The 24433-nt window shown below is 61.7% G+C and carries 17 protein-coding genes and 1 other RNA gene; 7 read left to right on the top strand and 11 right to left on the bottom strand.

Going from position 1 to position 24433, the window contains the following annotated elements:
* Nucleotides 1-6 precede the first annotated feature (6 nt).
* Complete coding sequence (mobA, locus tag U5O12_RS11555) at nt 7-636, top strand: molybdenum cofactor guanylyltransferase MobA (protein ID WP_322578780.1); 630 nt, start codon at nt 7-9, stop codon at nt 634-636.
* Between the two features lies 1 nt (nt 637).
* Here the strand turns inward: mobA and U5O12_RS11550 are convergent, their stop codons facing one another.
* The 4 genes from U5O12_RS11550 to U5O12_RS11535 all read right to left on the bottom strand — a co-directional run bounded on the left by U5O12_RS11550 (nt 638) and on the right by U5O12_RS11535 (nt 6323).
* Nucleotides 638-3688 (bottom strand): efflux RND transporter permease subunit, encoded by a 3051-nt coding sequence (locus tag U5O12_RS11550; protein WP_322578779.1) that lies wholly within the window; start codon nt 3686-3688, stop codon nt 638-640.
* Between the two features lie 6 nt (nt 3689-3694).
* Nucleotides 3695-4936 (bottom strand): efflux RND transporter periplasmic adaptor subunit, encoded by a 1242-nt coding sequence (locus U5O12_RS11545; RefSeq protein WP_322578778.1) that lies wholly within the window; start codon nt 4934-4936, stop codon nt 3695-3697.
* 123 nt (nt 4937-5059) lie between these two features.
* Entirely contained in the window at nt 5060-5512 is a 453-nt protein-coding gene (rnhA, locus tag U5O12_RS11540; RefSeq protein ID WP_322578777.1) for a ribonuclease HI, read from the bottom strand.
* 19 nt (nt 5513-5531) lie between these two features.
* Nucleotides 5532-6323: a class I SAM-dependent methyltransferase gene (locus U5O12_RS11535; protein WP_322578776.1), complete on the bottom strand. Its 792-nt coding sequence runs from the start codon at nt 6321-6323 to the stop codon at nt 5532-5534.
* Between U5O12_RS11535 and gloB the strand changes: the two genes are divergently transcribed.
* Nucleotides 6322-7092, top strand: a complete 771-nt coding sequence (gene gloB, locus U5O12_RS11530) for a hydroxyacylglutathione hydrolase (RefSeq protein ID WP_322578775.1) — start codon at nt 6322-6324, stop codon at nt 7090-7092. The genes U5O12_RS11535 and gloB overlap by 2 nt on opposite strands.
* Nucleotides 7089-8696 (top strand): transglycosylase SLT domain-containing protein, encoded by a 1608-nt coding sequence (locus U5O12_RS11525; RefSeq protein ID WP_322578774.1) that lies wholly within the window; start codon nt 7089-7091, stop codon nt 8694-8696. The genes gloB and U5O12_RS11525 overlap by 4 nt, the downstream gene beginning before the upstream one ends.
* A gap of 44 nt (nt 8697-8740) precedes the next feature.
* On the opposite strand, the gene U5O12_RS11520 is transcribed toward U5O12_RS11525, so the two are convergent.
* From U5O12_RS11520 to dnaX, 4 genes are read right to left on the bottom strand one after another with little or no spacing between them, the layout of a single operon-like run.
* Nucleotides 8741-9154, bottom strand: coding sequence for an MAPEG family protein (locus tag U5O12_RS11520; RefSeq protein WP_322578773.1), 414 nt, complete (start codon nt 9152-9154; stop codon nt 8741-8743).
* A gap of 45 nt (nt 9155-9199) precedes the next feature.
* Nucleotides 9200-9790, bottom strand: coding sequence for a recombination mediator RecR (gene recR, locus U5O12_RS11515; RefSeq protein ID WP_322578772.1), 591 nt, complete (start codon nt 9788-9790; stop codon nt 9200-9202).
* A 15-nt stretch (nt 9791-9805) separates the two neighbouring features.
* A complete protein-coding gene (locus U5O12_RS11510) occupies nt 9806-10138 on the bottom strand; it encodes a YbaB/EbfC family nucleoid-associated protein (protein ID WP_322578771.1) in 333 nt (110 codons plus the stop codon).
* A gap of 40 nt (nt 10139-10178) precedes the next feature.
* Nucleotides 10179-12107, bottom strand: coding sequence for a DNA polymerase III subunit gamma/tau (gene dnaX, locus U5O12_RS11505; RefSeq protein WP_322578770.1), 1929 nt, complete (start codon nt 12105-12107; stop codon nt 10179-10181).
* A 69-nt stretch (nt 12108-12176) separates the two neighbouring features.
* Between dnaX and U5O12_RS11500 the strand changes: the two genes are divergently transcribed.
* The 4 genes from U5O12_RS11500 (at nt 12177) to U5O12_RS11485 (ending at nt 17065) form a co-directional block, all read left to right on the top strand.
* Complete coding sequence (locus tag U5O12_RS11500) at nt 12177-13238, top strand: extracellular solute-binding protein (protein ID WP_322578769.1); 1062 nt, start codon at nt 12177-12179, stop codon at nt 13236-13238.
* Complete coding sequence (locus U5O12_RS11495) at nt 13235-14965, top strand: diguanylate cyclase domain-containing protein (protein ID WP_322578768.1); 1731 nt, start codon at nt 13235-13237, stop codon at nt 14963-14965. The genes U5O12_RS11500 and U5O12_RS11495 overlap by 4 nt, the downstream gene beginning before the upstream one ends.
* 42 nt (nt 14966-15007) lie before the next feature.
* Nucleotides 15008-15103: signal recognition particle sRNA small type (gene ffs, locus U5O12_RS11490), an RNA gene on the top strand.
* A gap of 39 nt (nt 15104-15142) precedes the next feature.
* Nucleotides 15143-17065: a diguanylate cyclase gene (locus U5O12_RS11485; RefSeq protein ID WP_322578767.1), complete on the top strand. Its 1923-nt coding sequence runs from the start codon at nt 15143-15145 to the stop codon at nt 17063-17065.
* Between the two features lie 67 nt (nt 17066-17132).
* Here U5O12_RS11485 and U5O12_RS11480 read toward each other — a convergent pair whose 3' ends face one another.
* The 3 genes from U5O12_RS11480 to U5O12_RS11470 are packed head-to-tail and all read right to left on the bottom strand — an operon-like array spanning nt 17133 to nt 24351.
* Complete coding sequence (locus U5O12_RS11480; protein ID WP_322578766.1) at nt 17133-18452, bottom strand: TIGR03862 family flavoprotein; 1320 nt, start codon at nt 18450-18452, stop codon at nt 17133-17135.
* Nucleotides 18449-21811, bottom strand: coding sequence for a UvrD-helicase domain-containing protein (locus U5O12_RS11475; RefSeq protein ID WP_322578765.1), 3363 nt, complete (start codon nt 21809-21811; stop codon nt 18449-18451). Before U5O12_RS11475 ends, U5O12_RS11480 begins: the two co-directional genes overlap by 4 nt.
* A complete protein-coding gene (locus U5O12_RS11470) occupies nt 21808-24351 on the bottom strand; it encodes a PD-(D/E)XK nuclease family protein (RefSeq protein WP_322578764.1) in 2544 nt (847 codons plus the stop codon). The genes U5O12_RS11475 and U5O12_RS11470 overlap by 4 nt, the downstream gene beginning before the upstream one ends.
* Nucleotides 24352-24433 lie beyond the last annotated feature (82 nt).

Raw genomic sequence — 24433 nt, 5'->3', positions numbered from 1 at the left:
TCCCGCATGCCAGCGCCTACACCCAGCAACACCTTGTGTGTATTGCTGGCGGGTGGGCAAGGCCAGCGTATGGGTGGGGCTGACAAAGGGCTCCAAGCCTACCGGGGCCAGGCACTGGTCGCACATGGCCTGCAGCGTCTGCAAGCGCAAAACTGGGGCCCGGTGCAGCACTTGGGTATCAGTGCCAATCGCCATTTGCAGACCTACGCGGCACTGGGCTACCCAGTGTGGGCCGATGACCACCCGGGCTATGGCGGACCTTTGGAGGGTATCTGGTCGTCCTTTCAATACGCAACATCGTCGCCCCTGTCACTGGACTACGTGCTGATCGTGCCATGCGATACGCCCCATCTACCGCTGGACCTCGCATCCCGCCTTTCAGGCGCTCTGTGCTCCCCACGGCACAAAGCAGCAGCAGCCCGTGCCAACGGGCGCACCCATCCTTTGGCCTGCCTGTTGTCTGTCCGCCTGGCAACCAACCTGCATAGCTACTTGGATAGCGGTCAACGCAAAGTGCAAACGTGGTTGGAGGCCAACGAAGTGCAGTGGGTGGACTTTGATACCCCCACTTACCCAGCCCATGTGTTCGATAACTTCAACACCTTGGCGGACTTGGCCGCCACGGAACCCGGTTAAGTCAGGCTGGGTCTTTCTTAGCACCAGGTGCGTGTTTGCGGGCAAGCAAGGTGTACATGGTGGGAACCACAAACACCGTTAGCAAGGTGCCTACCGACATGCCTCCCACAATCACCCAGCCAATTTGCTGGCGACTCTCCGCCCCGGCGCCGGATGCCAGCGCCAACGGAATAGCCCCCAGCACCATGGCGCCAGTGGTCATCAGGATGGGGCGAATACGCTGAGATGCCGACTGCTGAATAGCTTGCAAGGTCTGCATGCCCTGCTCACGCAACTGGTTCGCAAACTCCACCATCAAAATGCCATGCTTGGTGATCAAGCCCACCAAGGTAATGAGGCCGATCTGGCTGAACACGTTCAGCGTTCCCCCAGACCACTTGAGAGCCACCAAGGCGCCAGCCATGGAGAGTGGAACACTGAGCATGATGACCAAGGGATCCACAAAGCTTTCGAACTGGGCTGCAAGCACCAAAAAAATGAAAACCAAGGCCAGCAAAAATACCAAGGACAAGGAGTCCGAGGACTTGCGAAACTCGCGACTGGAACCATTCACATCGGTGGCGTATCCCGGCTTGAGCACTTTCTTGGCCGTGGCATCCAAAAAGTCCAACGCCTCTCCGAGGGAGTAGTCGGGGGACAGGTTCGCTGTCACCGTCGCGGAGCGACGCTGCCCGAAGTGGTTCAGCTCACGCGGCACCACGACCTCCTTGACTTTGACCAAGGCAGAAAGCGGCACCATGGTGTCACCCTTTGCGCGCACAAAGATGTTCTCAATGTCATCGGGCGTATCCCGCCCTGTCGCAGCGGTCCGCACCACCACGTCGTACTGCTCTCCATCACGCTTATAGCGGGTCACATTGCGTCCACCCAACACCGTCTCAATGGATCGCGCAATCACATCCACACCCACACCCATGTCAGCGGCCCGCTCCCGGTCTACTTCCAGGCGGAACTCAGGCTTATTCAGGCGCAAATCGGTATCCACCTGCAGAAACCCCGGGTTCTTGGCCAATTCATCCTGAAATGCCCGTACCGCCTGCGACAAGTTCTGATAGCTCTCTGAGGTGATGATGACAAAGTTGACAGGCCGCTGGGTAAACCCTTGACCCAATGAGGGTGGCGTGATCGGGAATGCAGTGACCCCCGGCATACCGGAAACCCGGGGGGTCATCTCCCGGGCCATCTCCATGGTGGTGCGTTTGCGTTCCTCCCAGGGAACTGCACGAAAAAACACATTGCCCTGTGCCACCGTGGGACTACCAATGTTGGCAAAAATACGGTCGAACTCTGGAAAATTTTCGCCCACTTTTTCGATCGAACGGGCGTAGCGGTTCGTGTAATCCAGCGTGGCACCGTCAGGTGCATTCATTTGTGCAAGGACTACCCCCCGGTCTTCCATCGGTGACAATTCGCGTTTGATAGAGCCCATGACGGCCCAAGTCACGGCCCCGCTACCTACCATCACCAACACCACCAGCCAGCGGTGGCGCAATGTCCAAGCCAGAATGGTGCCGTAGCCTCTGGTGAAAGACTCCAGCGCATGTTCCATGGTGCTGTCAAACCAGCTGGGGCGCGGGTTATGACGCAACAACACGGAGGACATCATCGGAGACAACGTCAACGCCACCAATCCCGACACCAACACGGCACCCGCCAGTGCCAAAGCAAACTCCGTAAAGAGACGTCCTGTGCGCCCCGGAGCAAATGCCAACGGCACGTAAACCGCCACCAGAGTGAGAGTCATGGCAACAATCGCGAAGCCGACCTCCCGAGCACCCTGGATGGCAGCTTGGAACGGCGGCATGCCGTCTTCAATGTGTCGGTAGATGTTTTCCAGCATCACGATGGCATCGTCCACCACCAGGCCAATCGCCAGCACCAGTGCCAACAGCGTCAGCGTGTTGATACTGAACCCCGCCAAGGCCATCAGGGCAAAAGTACCAATCAGTGCCACCGGAATGGTGACCAGCGGAATGATTGCTGCGCGCAAAGTGCGCAAGAACACAAAAATGACCAAGGCCACCAACACGGAGGCTTCAACGATGGTTTGGTACACAGCTTTGATGGAGCGATCAATAAAAACCGAGTTGTCGTTGGCAACCTCCACCACCACTCCCGGCGGCAAATCCTTTTGGATTTTGTCCATCAAGGCCCGTACCCCGGCTGACAAATCGAGCGGATTGGCGGTTGCCTGCCGAATGACACCCACACCAATCGCATCCTTCCCATTGAGTCGCACACTGGAGCGCTCCTCGGCCGGCCCCTGCGCCACGCGGGCAACATCACCAATACGCACCGGAAAACCGTTGACGGTTTTAACAATCACCTGTGAAAACTCGCCGGGCCGGCTCAGGTCGGTCGCGGCGGTCACGTTGAACTCGCGCAGGTTGCTTTCAATACGCCCCGCCGGGACCTCCAGGTTCGAGCGACGCAATGCGTCCTCCACATCCTGGATCGTCAAGCGAAATGCCGCCAACTTGGCGGGATCCAAAGAGATCTGCATGGAGAACTTGCGTTCTCCGGAAATCGTGACATCGGCAGCACCAGGAGCCGTCTGCAAGATGGGTTTTACCAGGGTATTGGCCATCTCCGACAACTGCAAGGCGTTGTGGGTGTCGGAGCTCAAGGACAAGAAAATTACCGGGAACGCATCTGCCTCGACCTTGGCGATGACAGGTTCATCAATGCCCTGGGGCAAGCGTTGGCGCACGCGGGAGACTTTGTCACGCACATCGGCAGCGGCCGAATCCGCATCGCGCGACAGCGCGAAGCGGATAGAAATCTGGCTGCGCTCCTGGCGGCTGCTAGAAGTAATAACGTCCACGCCCTCAATCCCCGCCAAGGAGTCTTCAAGCACCTTGGTCACCTGGGCTTCAACCACCTCGCTCGACGCGCCGCCAAACCGCGTGGTCACCGTGACGACAGGCTCATCAATCTTCGGATACTCCCGGACTGACAGACCGGTGAAAGACACCGCACCGATCAACATGATGAGCAAAGACAGCACGGTCGCGAAGACCGGCCGGCGTATGGATGTTTCGGCCAATTGCATGGTGCATCAGCCTCCGGAAGAACGCGCCACTGGTGCACTTGCCGGTGCAGACGCTGCCGCGGCGGGGCCTCTTCCCAGTTCCACAATACGCACCGGCGTGCCATCGCGCTGCAAACGCTGCTGACCAGCAACCACGATCGTCTGCCCTTCGCTGACGCCCTCGGTGACTTCGACCTTGCCTTGGCGACGCACACCCAGCTTGACTTCCTGCCGCTTGGACACCCATTCTGTGTTGGCGGGCAAATTGGCAGCCGAAGGCACTTCCGATGGCGGCACAACCAGCACGACAAACTGCTTTCCACCCTGCGGCACGAGAGATTCTTCGGGCACGACAAGCGCGGCATCATTGACACCAAAAATCGCTGTTACCCGCGCAAACATGCCGGGGCGCAATGGTGCTCCTGCACCGACACCAGCCTGGTCGCCGCCATTGTTCGGCAGCACCGCACGAATGCCAACGGATCGGCCGTTTGCATCCAACAAAGGATCTACTGCCTCAATGCGGGCTTTATAGGCGCGTCCCGGAAATGCGTCCAAGGCCAACTCCACCACAAGACCGGGGCGCAATTTGCGTTGGTAACGCTCAGGCAGACGGAAGTCCAACAACATGCTGCCGGTATCCTCAAGGTTGATCAGGTCAGCACCGTCTTTGACATAGTCGCCCACATTTACTGCACGCAGCCCTACCGTGCCGTCGAAAGGCGCCACGATGGCCATGCGCCCCAAGCGGGCTTGCGCCAGCGCAAGTTGTACTTGCACCACCTGCACGTTGGCAGCACTCTCGTCCAACACCCTTTGTGCTACGAAGTTCTGAGCCACCAACTCTTGGTTGCGCTTGAAATTGGCCTCTGCGATGGACAGCTGGGCCTGGGCTTGGCTCAGTTCAGCACGTTGCAAAGTGTCGTCCAGTTGGACTAGCAGCTGCCCCTTGCGCACTTGGGCCCCATCCTTGAAGCCCAAGGTTTTGACACGTCCGGCCACCTCTGGGCGCACCATCACACTCTGGCGCGAGCGCAGGGAACCCACCGACTGCGCATCGTCTTGCAAAGTGATTCGCGCAACCTTACCCACTTCGACGCCCGCAATCCGTGGGGGAGCGGAGGCAGCTGCCGAGCCCGATGCTGCCTGGGCATTACCGCCAACAATTTCTTTGGGGCCCTGGGGTTTGGATTGGTACCACCAAGCCACGCCGGAGAGAGCTGCGATACCAACAAATGCGATAGCAGAGTAAACAGCTTTTGATGCCATGGGGAATGAGTGAGTGGATGGAATTGCAATCAGACGGGTTCACAATGGTAGCGTCGATGCATGACACGGCGCATCTCGCGACGCAAGCCCCGTGCCGGCCTACAGGAATTCAAGTTTTGCGCGTCAGTGTCGCCCCAAGGCCTTGTCCACGCCCAGGTTGGCCAGGGCATCTGCCCGTTCGTTGCCGGGGTCACCAGCATGTCCTTTCACCCATCGCCAATCAATGGTGTGGCCCGAGGTACTGACTAGGTGGTCCAACTGTTGCCACAAATCCACATTTTTGACCGGCTGCTTCGCTGCCGTCTTCCATCCTTTGGCTTTCCAGCCTGCCAACCATTCGGTAATGCCTTTGAGCACGTATTGGCTGTCCAGGTGCAACACCACCGCGCAGGGCCGCTTGAGAGCCGCTAGGGCCTGAATCACCGCCATCATCTCCATGCGATTATTGGTGGTTCCCAACTCACCGCCAAACAGTTCTTTCTCGCTCCCGTCAGGTGAGCGCAGTAGCACACCCCAGCCCCCGGGGCCGGGGTTGCCTTTGCAAGCGCCATCGGTGTAGATCACTACGGAATTCATGCTTTGTGTCACTTTCCTGTTACTTTCGTTGCTGTATTTGTGTAGTTTTCTGGTTGCGCTGCACTGCGGGCACGGGGGCTCCAACGCGTGCCTGGGCTGTTTTCCAGGCTGGCCCCAACAAACGCATGCCACGCACACGCTTGACGGCCACCACAAAATAGGCAGCTCCCAATATGGGCCACCAACGCGAACCGGCTGCGTCCATCCAGGCCCATCGCTCCAGCCACTTCTCGCTTCGCACCGCGGGACGGTAACAGCCGAGTCGACTTTCCTCCACCTCAAAGCCCAGCAGGCGCAACCAGTCACGCAAACGCCAGTAGCCAATGAACTCACCACAGTCCGGCAAAAACAACTCCCCCACACCCAGTCGCCGGAGGGCATGGGCACGGCGCTGCCTAAGCCCCCACAAACTGACGGGATTCAGGCCACAAATCACGACACGGCCTTCAGGCACCAGTACCCGCTCCACTTCCCGCAGCGTTGTATGGGGATCTGCACTCAGCTCCAGGGTATGGGGTAACACCACCAAATCCAGGCTGCAAGCCGAAAATGGCAAAGCGGCATAGTCAGTTACCAGTGCTGTACGCAATTCCGGCACAGTGGGGGCAGGCTCCAACGAGGGCATGCCCAGCCACTGGTGTGGCATACGATTGGCACGTAAACCGTCCAATTGGGGCACCCCGAGTTGCAGGGCATGGTAGCCAAAAATGTCGGCTACTGAGGACTGCAGCTGCGCATCCTCCCAACGCAACAAGTACTGACCCGCAGGTGTCTGAAACCAGTCGTGCAAACCTATAATTTGTCGGCTCATGACGTTAATACCGCTACCCGCTTTCTCAGACAACTATGTCTGGATGTTGCACGATGGACGAGAAGCACTGGTGGTGGACCCGGGTGACGCTGCGCCTGTCGTGCAGGCCCTGCAGCAAGAAGGGGTGGAACTGCGCAGCATTCTAGTCACCCATCACCATGCCGACCACACAGGCGGCGTGGACAGCTTGCGATTGACAACAGGCGCACAGGTTTGGGGCCCTGCGCACGAGAGCATCCCTCAACCCTATCTGCCTTTGGTACAAGGCCAACAGGTACACGCATTGGGTTTGGCCTTCGAGGTGATCGATGTGCCTGGTCATACCGCAGGCCACATTGCTTTTTATCACCCTGATGTAGATGGTGCGCCACTGCTGTTTTGTGGCGATACCCTGTTCAGCGCAGGCTGTGGCCGACTTTTTGAAGGCACTCCAGCCCAAATGGAAGACTCACTGAAGCGGCTGGCCGACCTGCCCGCGAATACTCGGGTGTGTTGCACCCATGAATACACTTTGAGCAACCTGCGCTTTGCGCTGGCGGTGGACCCACAAAATACAGACCTACTGGCCTACCAAGACCAATGCTTGGCGTTGCGCGATCAAAATTTGCCCACTTTGCCTTCTTCGATAGACTTGGAGCGGCGCATCAACCCTTTTCTGCGCGCATCTGCGCCGCCCATCCTTGCCGCCTTGGGTCACTTCGACGCTGCAGGGCTGGCCCGCGATGGTGCCTTTGCCACGCTACGGCGTTGGAAGAACGAATACCGATGAACTTTCTAAAATTTAGCAGCCTGCTGGCGGTGACCTTGCTGACTGCTTGTGCCAGCACAACCGCACCGCCAAGCAACTCTGCAGAAGCAGGCACGAATGCGGCAACCAGCAGCAGCGGTGCGACAGGCGTTTCCCCAGACAATTTGAACCTGCAAACCAGCAGGGAGCTGCAACGCACCGCCCCCACCAGATCAGCCCCGTCAACCGAACGTGCCACCAGTGCGGGCCCACTCAGCAACATCGATGCCCAGTCGCTGCCTTCGCGCACCGTTGTGGCCCTGGCCCCGCCGGCAGACCTGTGGGAGCGTATCCGTCGCGGCTATGGCATGCCCGATTTGGATACGGAACTGGTACGGGACCGCGAGCAGTGGTACAGCAGCCGTCCTGACTACATTTTTCGCATGACGGAGCGCTCCAAGAAGTACCTCTTTCACATTGTTGAAGAACTGGAGTTGCGTGGCATGCCCACCGAACTGGCTTTGCTGCCCTTTATTGAAAGTGCTTTTAACCCGCAGGCTGTGTCCAGTGCCAAAGCTGCAGGCATGTGGCAATTCATGCCTGCCACAGGCAAGTACTTTGAACTCAAGCAGAACGCATTTCGTGACGACCGCCGGGACGTACTCGCATCTACACGCGCCGCACTGGACTACCTGCAGAAGCTACATGGCATGTTTGGCGATTGGCACCTGGCCTTGGCAGCCTACAACTGGGGCGAAGGCAGCGTAGGACGCGCCATCGCCAAAAACAAGCGTACCGGACAAGCGACCAGCTACCAAGACCTGAGCATGCCCATGGAAACCCGGTTTTATGTACCCAAGCTACAAGCGGTTAAAAACATCGTTTCCAACCCTGCCCAATTCAATTCCAAATTGCCGCTGATTGAAAACCACCCCTATTTCCAAACAGTCACCATACGGCGGGATATTGACCTGACATTGGCCGCCAAACTAGCCGAGGTTGACCTGGCAGACTTCAAGGCACTGAACCCTTCCATCAACCGCCCGGTGATACTGGCGGCAGGCACGCCGCAAATTTTGCTGCCTTGGGACAACGCCGAAGTATTCCAGTCCAATTTGGAGGCTTATGGCAGCAACCGTTTGGCAAGCTGGACCGCATGGGTGGCACCCACCACCATGCGTCCGGCCGAGGCGGCCAAACGCGTAGGCATGTCCGAGAGTGATCTGCGCAACATCAACAACATCCCGGCCCGCGTCGTGATTCGGGCGGGCTCCACGCTGCTGGTACCGCGCAGCGCGCACATGGCAGATGTGACCGAAAGAGTCGCAGACAACGGCCAGCTGACTCTGGCGCCAGAAGTTGCCCTGCGCCGTGCCAGTGTACGCGCCGCGAAAGGCGAAACTGTTGCCAGCGTGGCACGGAGGTACAAAGTCAGTGCGGCATCGGTTGCCGAATGGAACAAGGTGGGCGCAAATGCCAGCTTCAAGGCTGGGCAGCAAGTGGTGCTCTACTTGCCCGCTAAGGCACGCAACAAGACCACTACCGCAAAGGCCAGGGGAAAAACTGCAATTGCCAAAGCGCCTGCCAAGGGCAAGTCTGTGGCCAGCAAACCGCGCGCTGCCTCAGCAAAAGTTGCCCGCAAATAAGAGACTTGCTTGGGTACGCCTTGCTGGCAGCGCCGGCCGGGCTGTCAACGATAGCCGACCAGCAATATAGCGATATTGCTCGCCAATGCCAAGCTCCATACGATGGAACGGGCCGTTCCCAGTCCGGCCACGTACATCATGATGTAGAGCATGCGAAGTACGATAAACAGAAAGGCCAAGATATCCAGGCGAGCTTGGTGCGCGCCCAACTGATGGGCGATGATGACTGCACCAATAAAAAAAGGCAGCGCCTCAAAACTGTTGGCCTGCGCCGCATTGGCGCGGGCACGCCAGTCGGTCTGGCGTGCAAGCCATTCACGCGGGTTCACGTTGTCATAACCACCTTCACGGCGCGGCACACTGATGCGCCCGGACTTGGCCAATCCGGCACAAACAATAGGCAGCAAGGCGGCAATCAGCACGCACCAGTAGGCAACGGTGAAATGGGTGTATTGCATGAAAAAATTACTTTCAAAAATCAAACCAGACTGACATGGCGCACCTCAGCGCCTGTCCACCAGCGCATGGGCTATGGTGCCCAGATCTACGTATTCCAACTCACTGCCCACGGGCACCCCACGGGCTAAACGCGTGGGCTTGATTCCGCGTGCCTTGAGCCCCTCGGCAATGACATAGGCCGTGGCCTCGCCTTCGGCAGTGAAGTTAGTCGCCAGAATGACTTCTTGCACCATTCCATCACAGGCTCGCTCAAACAGCTTCTTCAGGCCCAAGTCGTGCGGGCCAACACCGTCCAGCGGACTGAGTTTGCCCATCAGCACGAAATACAGGCCTTTGTAAGCGCCCGTGCGTTCCATGGCGGCTTGATCAGCCGGGGTTTCCACCACACACAGTTGGCTGTGGTCACGCCGCGAATCCAAGCAGGATGCACAGACCGGTTGCTCAGTAAACGTGTGGCAGCGCTCGCAATGGTGTACCTGGGTGCTGGCTTGCAGCAAGGCCTGTGCCAGCAGCTGTGCACCGGAGCGGTCATGCTGCAGCAAATGAAAGGCCATGCGCTGGGCAGATTTCACCCCCACGCCCGGCAGGCGCTTGAGCGCCTGCACCAGGGCATCCAGTGCGTTGGTATCGGACACGCGGGATAAGACCGCTTAGAACGGGAACTTCATGCCGCCTGGCAACCCCGGCATGCCAGCTGTGAGCTTGCCCATCTTCTCAGCCGATGTTTCTTCGGCCTTGCGTACAGCCGCATTGAAGGCGGCCGCTACCAGGTCTTCCAACATGTCTTTGTCATCAGCCAGCAGGCTTGGGTCAATCACCACCCGTTTGACGTCATGCTTGCAAGTCATGGTGACCTTCACCAGCCCGGCGCCGGACTCCCCGGTCACCTCAATATTGCCCAGCTCGTCTTGGGCCTTTTTCATGTTGTCCTGCATCGCCTGGGCTTGTTTCATCAGGCCTGCGAGTTGTCCTTTGTTGAACATGGATGTCCTTGAGTGAGAAAAAAGAAATAGAAAGGAGGCGTCAGAGTGGCCGGATGGAGCCGGGCACAATTTTCGCGCCAAAGTCGCGCACCATGGCTTGCACGAATGGATGGTCCGCAATTATCCTCTCTGCCGCCTGCTGCTTCTCGGCCGATGCCGCCGCATTGCGCCGACTGGGACTGTCTGTGACACGTCCCACTTCCACCACCAACTTGACGGGAAATCCGGCAGCTGTCAGGGCGGCCGTCAAGCGGTCGCGTGTCCCAGGCTGGTTGAGCGACTCGCGCTCGACACGCAGCAGCCATTGGTCAGTGTCCCGTGCAATCAGCTGAGACTGCAGGGCCAACTCACGCACCATGGCAGTGATCGCTTCGGCTTGAGCCAGTTGCTGCACCGTGGCGTGCCAGAAATCACCCTCTTCGGTGGGCAAGAGGACCTGAGGCACCTGGGTCGCCATGGCTTCCGATCGCCCCTCCAGCTGGGTGCGCACCGGGACCGCTACAACTTTAGTAGCTGCTTGCGCAGATACCACGCGCTCTGAGGGCCGATTTTCATCCTCATACAAATCGGCAGGTTCGTCATCCTGGTCAGGGCCGCTGTCGCGTACGGTCAGCACCTGTCCTGGGGGGATGGTGACGGTTTCGGGCGCTACAGCCATAGGCTCTGGCGCCTCCTCCCAGGGCTGCACCACCCCAGGACGCGCGATCACGGGCGCAGCGGGTGCCACCGGAGCGGGAGCCGGAACCGAGACAGTTGCAGGGCTCGCTACCGGCGTAGCCACAGCGATTGCCGCTGGTGGTGTTACGGGCAGCGCCCGTGCAGCGTCAGTTAGAGTTTTTTTTTCAGCCAGCGGCGCTGCGCCGCTTTGAGGCTTGAAGGCCAGCAGGCGCAACAGCACCATGGTCAGTGCAGCGTATTCGTCGGGCGCCAGGCCCAAATCGGCACGGCCATGCAAGCAAATGCTGTACAGCAACTGGGTTTCATCGGCGGGAAGCAAATCCGCCAGCCGCGCGGTGTCAGCAGCTTCGGGGTCACTGTCGTCAGCAGCTACGCCCCCCCCCATAGCCTGCAGTACCGCCATACGCTGCAGAACTGTAGACATTTCTTCCAGCGTGGAGGCTGCACTCAAGCCGTTGAGGCGGAGCGCTTCGGAAGTTTCTACCACCGTCTTGCCGTCGCTGCTTGCCAGCGCTTCGATCAGGCGGAACACATAAGAGCGGTCCACACTGCCGAGCATCTGGCGCACCGTGGCCTCCTGCAACTGGCCAGAACCAAATGCGATTGCCTGGTCAGTCAAGCTCAACGCGTCACGCATGGAGCCGCGGGCAGCGCGCGCCAACAGGCGCAGGGCTTGCACCTCCGAGCGCACCTGCTCCACCTCTAACACCTTGGTCAGGTGTTCACGGATGGTCTCAGGCGCCATGGGCCGCAAATTGAACTGCAGACAACGGCTCAACACAGTGACCGGCACTTTCTGCGGATCGGTCGTTGCCAGCACAAATTTCAAATACTCAGGTGGCTCTTCCAGGGTTTTCAACATGGCATTGAACGCCGTGTTGGTCAGCATGTGCACCTCGTCGATCATGAAGACCTTGAAGCGCCCTTGCACGGGTTTGTAGACCGCCTGTTCCAACAGGGCCTGCACTTCGTCCACACCACGGTTGCTTGCTGCGTCCAGTTCGGTGTAGTCCACAAAACGTCCGCTATCAATATCGGAGCAAGCCTGGCAAACGCCACAGGGAGTCGCAGTGATTCCCCCATTGCCATCAACACCTTGGCAGTTGAGCGACTTGGCCAGAATACGCGACACCGTGGTCTTGCCCACGCCACGCGTACCGGTGAACAGATAGGCGTGGTGCAGGCGCTGGGTGGTCAACGCATTGGTCAGGGCTTGCACCACGTGGTCCTGCCCCACCATTTCGGTGAAGTTGCGCGGACGGTACTTGCGGGCGAGCACGAGGTAAGACATACGCCGATTCTAGTGTGCCAACCCAGTCACACTCAGTTAGACTGGAAGCCCGCAAAGACCACCCCTTCCATGAATGTGCCTACTTTGTTGAGAAGCCGCTTTGTATGGCTGCCTTGTGTGCTTGCGGCATGCCTTTGGGGCGGCGCGGTGCAGGCCGGTGGCACCTTGAGGGTACTGGCCTGGCCCGGTTATGCCGACCCGGATATCGTCAAAACTTTTGAACAACGCACCGGGGCCAAAGTCGAAGTCAGTTATATCGACACCGACGAAGCCCTCTGGGCCCGCATCTCCAAGAACCAAGCTGGCGACTTTGATGTATTCGCTGTCAACACGGCGGAATTGCAGCGTTACATTCAAAAGGCGCTGGTGGTGCCCATCAATGTGCGCACCATTACCAACACCAAGCGCCAGCTGCCCAGATTTCAGGCATTGGCAAAGATTCCGGGCGTTGTGCATGCAGACAAGGTGTTCGCTGTGCCTTACACCTACTCGGAAATGGGCCTCATATATGACCGCCGGCAAGTCAAAACTCCGCCTACCTCCATTCAGGCGCTGTGGGACCCGCGCTACCAAGGCAAAGTATTGATCTACAACGGAGGGGCTCACAACTTTGCGCTGGCGGCACAAGCCTTGGGCAACCGCAACCCCTTTGAGCTGCAGGCAGCCCAATGGGAGAGTGCCGTGCAGCAGCTGATTGGCCTGCGGCGCAATGCCTTGACGTTTTACAGCCAGCTGGACGATTCGGTGGCATGGTTCCGGAGCCGCAAAGCGGCCCTGCTCTTTGCCAACTACGGTTCGCAACAATTCAAGCAGTTGCAGGCCGCCGGTTTGGATGTGGGCTACGCCATACCGAAAGAAGGCGCGCTGGCCTGGCTGGATTGCTGGGTTGTTACCCGGGGTGCCAAAGACACCGCACTGGCTGAGGCCTGGATCAACTACACCTTGGAAGACGGCCCCGGCAGGGTCCTGCTGGAACGCCAAGGCCTGGCCAATACCACCGCCACCTCACCCTACCTGAGGCCGGAAGACAAACTCATTTGGCTGGAGCCGGTGGAGAACGTGGAGCGCAGAAACCTGCTCTGGAGCCGCATTCTGTCAGGTGATCGCGCCACCAAGGTACTGGCACCATGAAGTTTGGCATCAGCGCCCGTTTGACACTGGTGTTGGCGCTGGTGGGCCTGCTGGTGTCCGGCCTAACCGGGTTTTATGCGTTCAACGTCAGCCGCACCCTGCTGGTGCAGTCCTCCCAAGACGAGTTGCTGTTATCCACACAAGTACTGGCACGCCGCATTGCGCTAACGCGCCAAGAAGTGTCACGCAACCTGATGGTGCTGGCGTCCCACCCGGCATCCCAAGCCTCGCTGCAGGCCGATGCAGGCAGCGCGCAGACCCAATTGGCCACGCTGTTCAAGGTGCTGATGTCGGCCAACCCGGCCTACCTGCAAATTCGCCTGATCAGCGCCAAAGATTACGGCATGGAGCGCGTGCGAGTGGACCGGGACAGCGGTACCTTGCAAGTGGTGACGGGCGACGACTTGCAGGAGAAAGGCCATTTTGCATACGTGTCCGAAACCCTCAAGCTCGCTTACGGCGAAACCTACCTTTCGCCCATTGCCATCAACCACGAACAAGGTTCCCATGCAGGCTTGGATCGCCCTACCCTGCAGCTCGCCACACCGGTCAGTGATGCACAAGGCCAGGCCCTGGGTCTGCTGGTGATCAACCTGGACCTTGACGGCCTCTTTGCCCTGCTTTCCGCGGACCTGCCTGAAGACTTTGCCTTGTACCTGGCCAATTACCAGGGTGACTACCTGATCCACCCCGACAACACCAAAACCTTTGGCTTTGACCGGGGCCGCCGCGTGCTGGTGCAAGACGAATTTGCACAAACGGCAGCCTTGGTAGACCAAACTGCAGAGAGCGTCTTGTTGCAGGCCGACCAAGGGCCTCACGCATTTGCTCCCTTGTTAGCGGCATTTGTCGGCCGCACGGTATTGGCCAGCAGTGAAGAGACCAGGCTTATCTTGGGACTGGCTCGCCCCCTGGAAGGTGTACTGAAACAAACTGACCAGTTGGGTCGCACGATTGTGCAGATCGTGATTTTGGTGAGCCTGGCGTGTGCTTTTCTTGCTGTTTTGGTGGCGCGTGCGCTCACGCACCCCATCAACAGCATGATTGCCGCAGTGCACCGGTTCTCCAACGACAACAAGGTCTTGCCCCTCCCGGTTGAGCGCAGTGACGAGATCGGCATGCTGGCACGCAGCTTTGCGCGCATGCAGAGCCAAATCCGCAAGCAAATGGATGACCTGCAAGATAGCCATGAAGAGCTAGAGCATCTGGCTCAGCACGACATGCTGACCGAGCTGCCCAACCGGCGCATGTTCATGGACCGGCTGGAGCAAGCCATTGCCCGCGCCCAGCGCACCGAAGAAGGCTTTGCGCTGTTGTTCATTGACGTAGACAACTTCAAAAGCTTCAATGACACGCTGGGCCATGCAGCTGGCGATGCCGTTCTCAAAACCGTGGCCCAACGTCTGGCCGCCAACACCCGAAAAATCGACACGGTGGCCCGCCTGGGCGGCGACGAATTTGTGGCGATGATCGACAAATTTTCGGATCGCAACCTCATCAGTGCATTCACCGAAAAACTGTTGGCGGCACTGAAAGCCCCTATGGAATTTGAGGGCCACACGCTGTGCGTGGAATTCAGCATCGGCATCAGCCAGTTCCCGGACGATGGCAGTACCGCCGAAGAGGTGATCAACAACGCCGACCGGGCCATGTACCGCACCAAGGCCGGTGGCCGCAACGGCTACCGTTTTACCTCGGATGCCAATACCCAGCCCAACCTGCTCTGACCGCTGGGAAACGGCCCCTGCGCTTTGGGTACAATGCGCGCTGACGGGCCTTCCCGCATGGTGAAGCGGCCAACCGGGTCAGGTGGGGAACCAAGCAGCCCTAACTGTGGAGCCAGTGCCGGGGTCAGGCTCGTCAACCCCCATTCCATGCCTAGCCACCCCTGAGGATTTCCGGGAATGACTCTCAGCGTGTTGTCCCGTTGGGTTGGTGCAGTGCTGCTGGCATGCGGAGCAGCGGTCGCCGCGTGGGCCGATACACCGAGCCACGGCACTGATTTCCCTCTGATTAGCCTTTCGGACGCCACACCCCACCGGGTTGAACTGGGCCACCATCTGGCCTATCTGGAAGACCCGGGCCGCAAACTCTCGCTGGATCAAGCCAGCAGCAGGCTCCAAACATGGGCAGTCATTGATCGCACCAGCCCGAATTTTGGCTTTACCGACAAGGCGTACTGGTTCCGTTTCGCCTTGGACAACCGCAGCGGCAAATCCATGCAACGGCTGCTGGAGCTGCCCCGTGCTTTCATCGACGATGTGCGCCTGTTCCAGCTGCAGGATGGCCAGCTCGTGACCAAATACGCGCTGGGCGATGAGCAACCCTTTGCACAACGGGTGGTACAGCACCAGAACCTTGTGATGCCACTCACGCTGACGCCGGGCATACATCAGATTTATCTGCGCATGGCCTCCAGCGGCACCATCGAGGCCCCGCTACGCCTGTGGGAGCCCGCTGCCTTTCAAGCGGCAGCAGCCCAAGAGCATTTGCTGGCCGGCGCGGTGCTGGGCATGTTGGTCGTGATGATCATCTACAACCTGTTTATCTACGCCTCCACGCGCGATATCAACTACCTCTACTACATCGCTTTTGTGGCCAGCTACTTGTTGTTCTGGAGCACCTTGTGGGGCTATACCTTTGCGTATGTGTGGCCCAACGAAATTCGCTGGAACAGCATTGCGGTGCCGGTCTTCATTGCCTCAGCCTGCGTGGCGGCTGCCCTGTTTGCCGACAGTTTCCTCAAGTTGCGGCGGTTTTCACGGACCGCGCATTTTGGGGTACTGGGGCTCGCAGGTATCAGCGCTTTGCTGCTGGTGGGGGCCTTTGTTTTGCCTTATCCCCTCATCATCCGCGCAACGTCGGCCATGATTCTGGTCGTCTCGGTGGTTGCACTGGGATGTGGCTACTGGCGCTGGTGGGCGGGCGCGCGTTTCGCACGCTTTTATTGCCTGTCATGGACTTCGGTGTTCGTCGGCGTCAGTGTGCTTACGATTGGCAAGTTTGGCCTGCTGCCGTCCAACTTCTGGACGGACAATGCCTCCCAAATCGGTGTGCTTTTACTGGTATTGCTACTGTCGTTCACCCTGGCAGACCGCATCAACACCGACCGCAGTCTGCGCATCAATGCCCAGGCCGTCGCCCTGGCCCATGCACAAAAAGCCCGCGCCTCGCAAAAAGCGCTGATCGAGTCCACGGCACAGGCCAACCGCGAGCTGGAAAGCCGCGTGCAAGAGCGCACCACCGAACTGCACGAGGCACTGGAAAAGCTGCAGACCGTGAATGCGCAGCTGCAACGCCTCTCCAACACCGACAGCCTGACCCAAGTAGGTAACCGCGCCTACTTTGACGAAATGCTGCAGACCGAACACAAACGCGCCAGCCGCCTGAAACAGCCGCTGGCGCTGCTGCTGTTCGACATCGACCACTTCAAGTCCATCAATGACACCTGGGGCCACCCGGCGGGCGATGCCTGCCTGCGCTACCTGGCCGACTTTCTGCGCAGCAAGGTGCTGCGCGCCGGCGATGTGCTGGCCCGCTACGGGGGCGAGGAGTTTGTGGTGCTACTGATCAACAGCACGCTGGGCGACGCGCTGGACGTGGCAGAAGACTTGCGCGCCGAGATTGCCACCCTGGAAATCCCCATCGAAGGCAGGCACTTGCGCATCACCGCCAGCTTTGGGGTCGCCAGCGCCATTCCGGCCAGCATGACCTCGGCCGCCACACTGGTGGCCGACGCGGACAAAGCCCTGTACGAAGCCAAACACCACGGCCGCAACTGCGTGCGCGCAGCTTCGCCGCGCATCAGCGCCCCGCAAAGCAGTTAAATTGCTATTTTTTTAGGAGCTGCTTGCGTAGCATCTACGGGCCCTAGAGGACTAAAAGGCTTAAAAATCAGTGCGTACGCAGGTAGGCCAAGGCGCCCTGCCCGGCCGCTACACCACTGGCAAAGCAGGCCTGCAGCAAGTAGCCACCCGTGGGGGCCTCCCAATCCAGCATCTCGCCCGCGCAAAACACGCCGGGCAACTGCTCCAGCATCAGATGGGGCGTCAGCACCTCAAACAACACACCACCGGCCGTGCTGATGGCCTCGTCGATGGGGCGCGCAGCTTGCAGCGTGATGGGCAAGGCCTTGATGGCAGCAGCCAGCTGGGCGGGGTCGTTCATCGCATCTTTGCTTAGCCGTTCATGCAGGATGGCGGACTTGATGCCTTCCAGGTGCAAGCGGCTCTTCAGGTGGCTGGACAGCGAACGGCTGCCGCGCGGATGCCGCACCTCGGCCAGCACTTTCTCCAGCGGCACATCGGGCAGCAGGTCCAGCGTGAAGGTGGCGCTGCCGTTGCGGATGATGTCGTCGCGCAGCAGGCTGGACGCGGCGTAGACCAGGCTGCCCTCCACGCCCGTGGCCGTGGCCACAAACTCGCCCTTGCGCTGAAAAGTCTGGCCCTGCGTCGTGCGAACGCCGATGGCCACCGACTTGAAAGGTTGGCCGGCGAACTTGTCGGCAAAAAACGTGCTCCAGCCGCCCTGCACATCAAAGCCACAGTTGGCCGGCAGCAACGGCGCCACCGCCACGCCGCGCTGGGCTAAGAGCGGCACCCAGGCCCCGTTGGACCCCAGCCGTGCCCAACTGCCACCGCCCAGCGCCAGCACCACCGCGCGCGCCTGCACTTGCTGGGGGCCGGTGGGCGTGTCAAAGCTCAAGACGATGCCGGTACTACCCGCAGCAGCTTCGCCCCAACCGGTCCAGCGGTGGCGCATATGGAACTGCACGCCCACCCCGGGCGCGGCTGGGTTGCGCAAGCGCTGCAGCCAGGCACGCAGCAGTGGCGCGGCCTTCATGTCCTTGGGAAACACCCGGCCCGACGAGCCCACAAAGGTCTCAATGCCCAGCCCCTGGGCCCAGGAGCGCAAGGCCGTGCTGTCCAGTCCTTTCAGCAGCGCCTCGACGGCACCCCGGCGCGCGCCATAACGTTCGGCAAACCGGTCGGCAGAGTCGGAGTGGGTGAGGTTGAGCCCGCCCTTGCCCGCCAGCAGGAATTTGCGGCCAATGCTGGGCATCGCGTCAAACAGGTGTGCGGCCACGCCCGCTTCGGCCAGCTGCTGGGCGGCCATGAGCCCGGCCGGGCCACCGCCCACGATGGCCACGTCCACACGGCGGACCTCGCCGAGGGAAGGCACAGAAGCGGCGGACGGAGAAAATTCAGAACTCATGCGGGGGTCAATTCAATCAGTTGGCCTTGCGGCGTTAAAAAAGCAGCGCGTACCGGTTGCCCGGGGTTGGCCAGCGCAACGGCATCGCGGTAACCCAGCAGCTGCGCACACAAGGCCGCATCCTGCTGCGGCTGTGCGCTCGACTTGTAATCCAGCACCCACCAAGCACCGCTGCGCTGCTGCACCAATCGGTCCATGCGCAGCAGGCGGCCACGCTGGGTGATGGGCACTTCATTGGCATGCCAAGCCAGTTGGGCACGGTCCCAAATCCAGGCGCCCTCGCCTTGCAAGACTGCTTGTGCCTTGTCTGTGGCAGCCTGGGCTTGCGCGACGTCGAGTGCAAATTCTTTGGCAAGCCGGGCCAAGGCTGCGGGGGGCCAAGTGTAGGGCCTGTTGGCGTAGCCGCCGGGCACGGGCGGCACCCATTCCAACAGCCGGTGCAGGGCCTGGCCCAGGCGGGACTCCAGGCTCTCGGTCGATTCGCTAGTGCTACTGGTTGCCAGTACCGCTATATTTTCAGGAGCTGCTTGCGCAATATCCACGGCACCTAGAGCCACTTTTGGCACTATTTTCAGGGCGTAGGGCACCAATGCATCCACCGCCACGCCGTCGCCCCCAGTGCCGGTCGGCACTGCGGCCGCAGCCCGGGGCGCATCCTGTGCCTGCCCCTCCAGCCTGCGCCACCAGCTGCCCGCATGTTCGCGGTGCGGCGCCAGGCTGGAGATCACCAGGGTGCGCTGCGTGCGTGTCAGCGCCACGTAAAGCGCATTGAGCTCTTCACGGCTGCGCTCGGCCTGCTCGTGCGCCAGCGCATCCACCACACAGGCGGGCGGGCGCGATTCGCTGGCCAGAAACACAAAACGCCGGGGGTGCGGGTCTTCGCCGGGCCAGTCCACCAGCACACCCATGGTTTCGGTCTTGCCAGCCTCGCCGTCGGTGTCCAGCATCAGCACCAGCGGCGCCTCCAGCCCCTTGGCACCGTGGATAGTGAGCAGGCGCACCGCTTGGGCGTTGGCACGCACGGGCGCGGGGTTGCCCCCGGCCCGCAGCGCGCGCACCAGGCCATAGGCGGTGGTGTAGCGCCCGCCATCGACCTGCAGCGCCGCGTTCAGCAGGGCGCGCACATTGGCCAGCACCCGCTCGCGCTGCGCGGGCGGGCTGGCGGCCGCGTAACGGGCCAGCACATCGCCGTCGTCGTAAATCGCGCTCAGTGCATCGTGCGGGGGCAGTGTGTCCACCCATTGTTTCCAGCGCAGCAGCGTGGCGTTGGCCTTGGACAAAGCGGGGGGTAGCGCGTCCGCAGCGCTGGCATGCAGCGCCTGCCACCAGCTCACCGCCTCGGTCTGGCCGGCCTCGTCGCGCGTGGCGGCCTGCAGCGCGCGCAGGCGCAGCACCAGGGCGACCAGGTCGTCGTCAGACGCACCAAACACCGGCGACTTGAGCACCCGGGCCAGCGCCAGGTCGTGGCGTGGCGAGACCAGCACATCGAGCAGCGCCACCAGGTCCTGCACCTCGGCAAACTCACCCAGCTCGGCCTTCTCGGGCTGCTGCGCAGGAATGCCCAGCGCTGACAGCTCCTGTTCCATCAAGGTCAAGCGCTCACGCTTGCGCGCCAGCACCATCACGTCTTTGGCCTGGGTGTGTCCGGCGGCCATCTGCGCGGCCAACCACTGTGCGGCCTGGCGGCACTCCAGTGTCTTGCGCGTGTCCTCGGCCTCGTGGCGGGGCATGGTCAGCGAGTCGCGCCACACGGCTTCGGGCGGCGGGGCCTCCTTGTCGGCCTTGGCTTCGCGCTCAATACGTGGCAGCTTGAACACCTGGCCGGTCTTGTCCGACGCGGTGCTGTGCGCGCGGAAGTCCTGGTAGGCGCCCTCGTCCTGCGCCAGGCCCATGGTCTGGTTCACCAGCGCAATGATTTCGGGCGCATTGCGCCGCGTGTGGTCACAGCTCAGCTGGTCGCCGCCCAGGCCCTGCGCCACAAAGGCTTTGGCCGCACGGAACACCTGCGGCTCGGCCCGGCGGAAGCGGTAAATGCTTTGCTTGGGGTCGCCCACGATGAACACGCTGGGCGCATTGCCAGCCCCGGCGTAAGACGACAGCCAGCTGTGCAGCGCCTGCCACTGCAGCGGGTTGGTATCTTGAAACTCGTCAATCAGCAGGTGCCGCACGCGCGCATCCAGCCGCTCCTGCACCCAACCGCTGAGCTCGGGGTCGGACAGCAACACCAGCGCCGTGCGCTCCAGATCGCCCATGTCCAGCCAGCCACGCTCGCGCTTGAGGGCAGCGTAGTCCTGCACCAGGCCACGCGCCAGCCGGGCCATGCGCTGCTGGTGCTGCCAGGCCTGGTCTTGCAGCTGGGCTTGTTGCACTTCTTGCAGCAGCGCCTGGGCGGCTTGCACGCTCGTCAGGTCCACCAGCTTGTCCGTGAGTTTGCGCGGGCTACCAGTCTTGGTGAACAAGGCATCTTCCACACCGGGCCAATGCGCATCGGTCAGTGCGCGCTCCAGCGTGCTGGCAGCCGTCAGGCAGGTCTTGCCGCTGCACTGGCCCAGCGCGCGGGCGCTGTCCCACAGCAAGGTTTGCACAGAAGGCTGGGCCATGCGCTCCTGTGGTGTGTTCAAGCCGGCAAAAGCCGGAAACTGTGCGGTGAAGTGCTGCACCGAGGCGTCCACCACGCCCTGCGCATCGGCCAGGTCAAACTCAGTGCGCTTGTTGAGCGCGGCCTCTAGCGCCTTGTGGGTCTGGTGGCGACCATAGAGGCGCACGGCGTCCTGGTAGTCGGCCAGCGCCGCAACATCACTGGCAACACGGGTCTGGAAGCGCCGCCACACCTGGGCCACGGCCACCGCATCGTTCTCCAGCAGCTCGTACTGCGTGGGCAGGCCCAGCTGATGCAGCACGCCCAGCGGCGCACTGCCCAACAGCGCAGCAAACCAGCTGTGGAAGGTGCGGATCTGCACCGGCCGGCCACCGGCCAGCAGCTGCGCATGCAGGCCGCGTAGCGTCTGTAGCTGCGCTGTATCCACCGCCTGCCGCACGCCGCGCATCTGCAGCTCCTGCTGCAAACGCGCATCGTCCAGATGGGCAAATTCACGCAGCCATTCCTGCAAGCGCTGGCGCATTTCACCCGCTGCTTTTTTGGTAAACGTGATGGCCAAAATCTCGTGCGGCTGCGTGCCCTCCAACAGCGCGCGCAGCATGCGCGAGACCAGCATCCAGGTCTTGCCCGCACCGGCGCAGGCCTCTACCGCCACGCTACGGCGCGGGTCGCAGGCAATCTCGTAAAAACGCGGGGCTTCAACCAGGCGACCGTTGTGCTCGTAGGCCGCGTGTTGCGAGAAAGATTGGGTGGGGCTCATGCGGCCTCCCAAAAGTCTTTGCGGCACAGGCCACGCACCTGGCAGAAGTCGCACACCGTGCCCTCGCCCAACGCCGGCAAGGCGGCACCGTCAGCAATGCGCGCCATATCGCTCAGCACACCTTCAACCAGGGCATCGCGCGCCATCACCACGTCCTTTTGCTCATAGGCATCGGTGCCCTCGCGCTCACCCACATTCACATAGGCCCCGCGCAACGTGTCGTGTGGCAAGAGTGCGGCGTAGAACGCCATCTGCGTGTCTTCCAGCGGGTCCTGGATACGCGTGCGGGTCTTGGCCACGGGTTCGGTTTTGTAGTCCAGCAGCATGACCGTGCCGTCGGGCAAAGCGTCGGTGCGGTCGGTGCGGCCGATCAGGGTGACAGGGCCGATGCGCTGGCGCTGCGGCATTTCACCGCTGGCAAACACGGCGCCTTGTGCCTCGTGTTGGGCGAGCCATTCCAGATAGCCGTCGCGCACCGCAGGCCAGGCGGCCGCAAACGGCAAAAACTCGCCTTCGGGCAAGGCCATGGCAGCGGTGACCTCGGCACTGCATCGGTCCAGCAAGGCCGTGCGTGCGGCCGACTCCGCCACCGGCTGCTCCGCCAAGGCCGCATGGAAGGCTTGCAGCACTGCGTGCAGCCAGAGGCCAAAGTCGCGCTTGTCCACCTCGGCATCCAGCTCGTCCACCGCGCGCAGGCCCAGCATGCGCTGGGCAAAAAAACGGTAGGGGCAGTGGCGCAAGTCTTCGTAGGCACTGGCCGACAGCGTGTGGACCGCCAGCGCGGGGCCGGTGGGCTGGGGCGGCACGCAGGGCTGCGGTGTGACCCAGCGGGTGCCGCGCGGATCGTGCCCGTCGGTGAACCCTGCGTCAGCCAAGCGCAACTGCTGCACCAAGGCGCTGGGTTGCAGCGCTTCGCCCGTGTCATCACTGCTGCGCCAGAGCACGTCACAGGCCGGGCTGGCCAGCGCATGGCGCCACACCTGGCGCAGCTGGCTTTCCAAGGCGTCACGCGAAGGCAGACCCAATGCCGCGCGCTGCGCAGGCGTCCAGCCACCTGCAGGTTCGGGGGACGGATTCAGCCGCACCTCGTCACAACCCGCCATCACCACCGCGGCAAAGGGACGTCCCAGCATCTGGCTCAGCGGCAGGATCACCACCTGCTCCTGGTCCGGGTAGTCGGGCTGAAAGCTCGCGCCCTCCAGCGCCTGGTTGACCCAGCGTGTGAATTCCATCAGGTCCAGCCGCTGCCCGGCCCACAGCGCCTGGTCCAGCAGCTGACTCCACTGAGCCGCGTCGGCGGGCGTGAGCCGCAACACCGCCAACAGCTTGCCACCGGCGCCGTCTTCCTGCAGGCGCGCCCACAGGCCCGTGCGTTGCAAGGCTTGTTGCAAGGCGGCGAGCCAGCCCGCCAAGGGCTTGCGGCCCGCCAGCGTGCCGCGCAGCTGCTCAACCTCGGCACAAGCCGCCTGCAGCGCCGGACTTTTGGCCACGGCGGGGCTCGTTGCCACCTGGCGCCAGTCACGCACCTGCTCACGCCGCACCGCGGCCTCCAGCGCATCGAGCGTGTCCAGATACGCCGGTGTCTGTTTCAAGGCGGCCAGCACCGCATCGCTGCTGGCGTTCCACTGCGCGGCGCGCAACAGCGCCATCACGCTGGCACCGGCCTGGCTGGTAGACAGTTTCCAGCCGTTTTCGTCACGCACCGCCACACCAGCCATGTCCAACAGGGCCCGCACACGGCGGGTCAGTGCACGGTCGGCACTCACCAGGGCCACCGGGTAACGCTCGGCCGCAATGTGCTGTAAAAGGCAAGCCGCCGTGCGCTGGGCTTCGTCTTCGGCGTCCTCGCAGGCGTGCAAGGCCAGCGCCTCGCTGAGGGCGGGCGCTTCATCCCCCTGGGATTCCGCCAGAGGCAGGCTCACCAGCTTGTCGCCCCAGACCGGGGCCAAGCCGGCCGGCAAGGCATCTTGGTTGGCACCCTGTACCAGCACCAGACACTCCAGCGCCTCGGGCCATTGGGGGTCGAACAGCGCGTCGCTGGTGTACGACGACACCGCCGCCCACTCCACCGCCAAGCGCGCTACACGGGCTTCCCAGGCCAGCGCCTGGCTGTCCATGCCCAAGGCCGCGTGCAGGCGTGCGGTCTGGGCCCAGCCCGCACGTTGCGCCGGCCCGGCCGCCGCAGCCAGAGGTGCGAGCTGATACGCGGCCTGCACCAATAGCGGCGCCAAGCCGTCCTGCCCCTGTGCACCACTGCCGGCCAGCAGCGCCTGCGCGGTCAGTGCGTCTACTGCGGGGTCCATGCTGATGTCCTGCGCATCCAGCGCCCGCCCGACGGTAGAAGCTACCCAATTCTGGGTGGTTTCAAAACGCGGGGAAAAGCCGTCGGGATAGAGCCGCGCCCACAGCCGGTTGGCCAATGGCAGCAACTGGGCGTAGGGCAAAAGTACCAGGGTGCGCGCTGGATGGGCCTCGCGCGCCTGCAACTGGGCTTGGATACGCGGCAGCAGGCCCGTGGTGTCGGCCAGCCACAGGGCCATGGCGGGGTGTTCTGCCCGATAACTGAAGGCCCTGAGCCCCGTGTTGCTATCGTTTTTGGCTATGCTCGCCATAGGCAGTGCA

The organism is Rhodoferax sp. (genome assembly GCF_034519335.1).
Lineage (GTDB): Bacteria > Pseudomonadota > Gammaproteobacteria > Burkholderiales > Burkholderiaceae_C > Allorhodoferax.
Note: the sequence above shows the minus strand (reverse complement) of the source record. Positions and strands in the feature narration are given on the sequence as shown.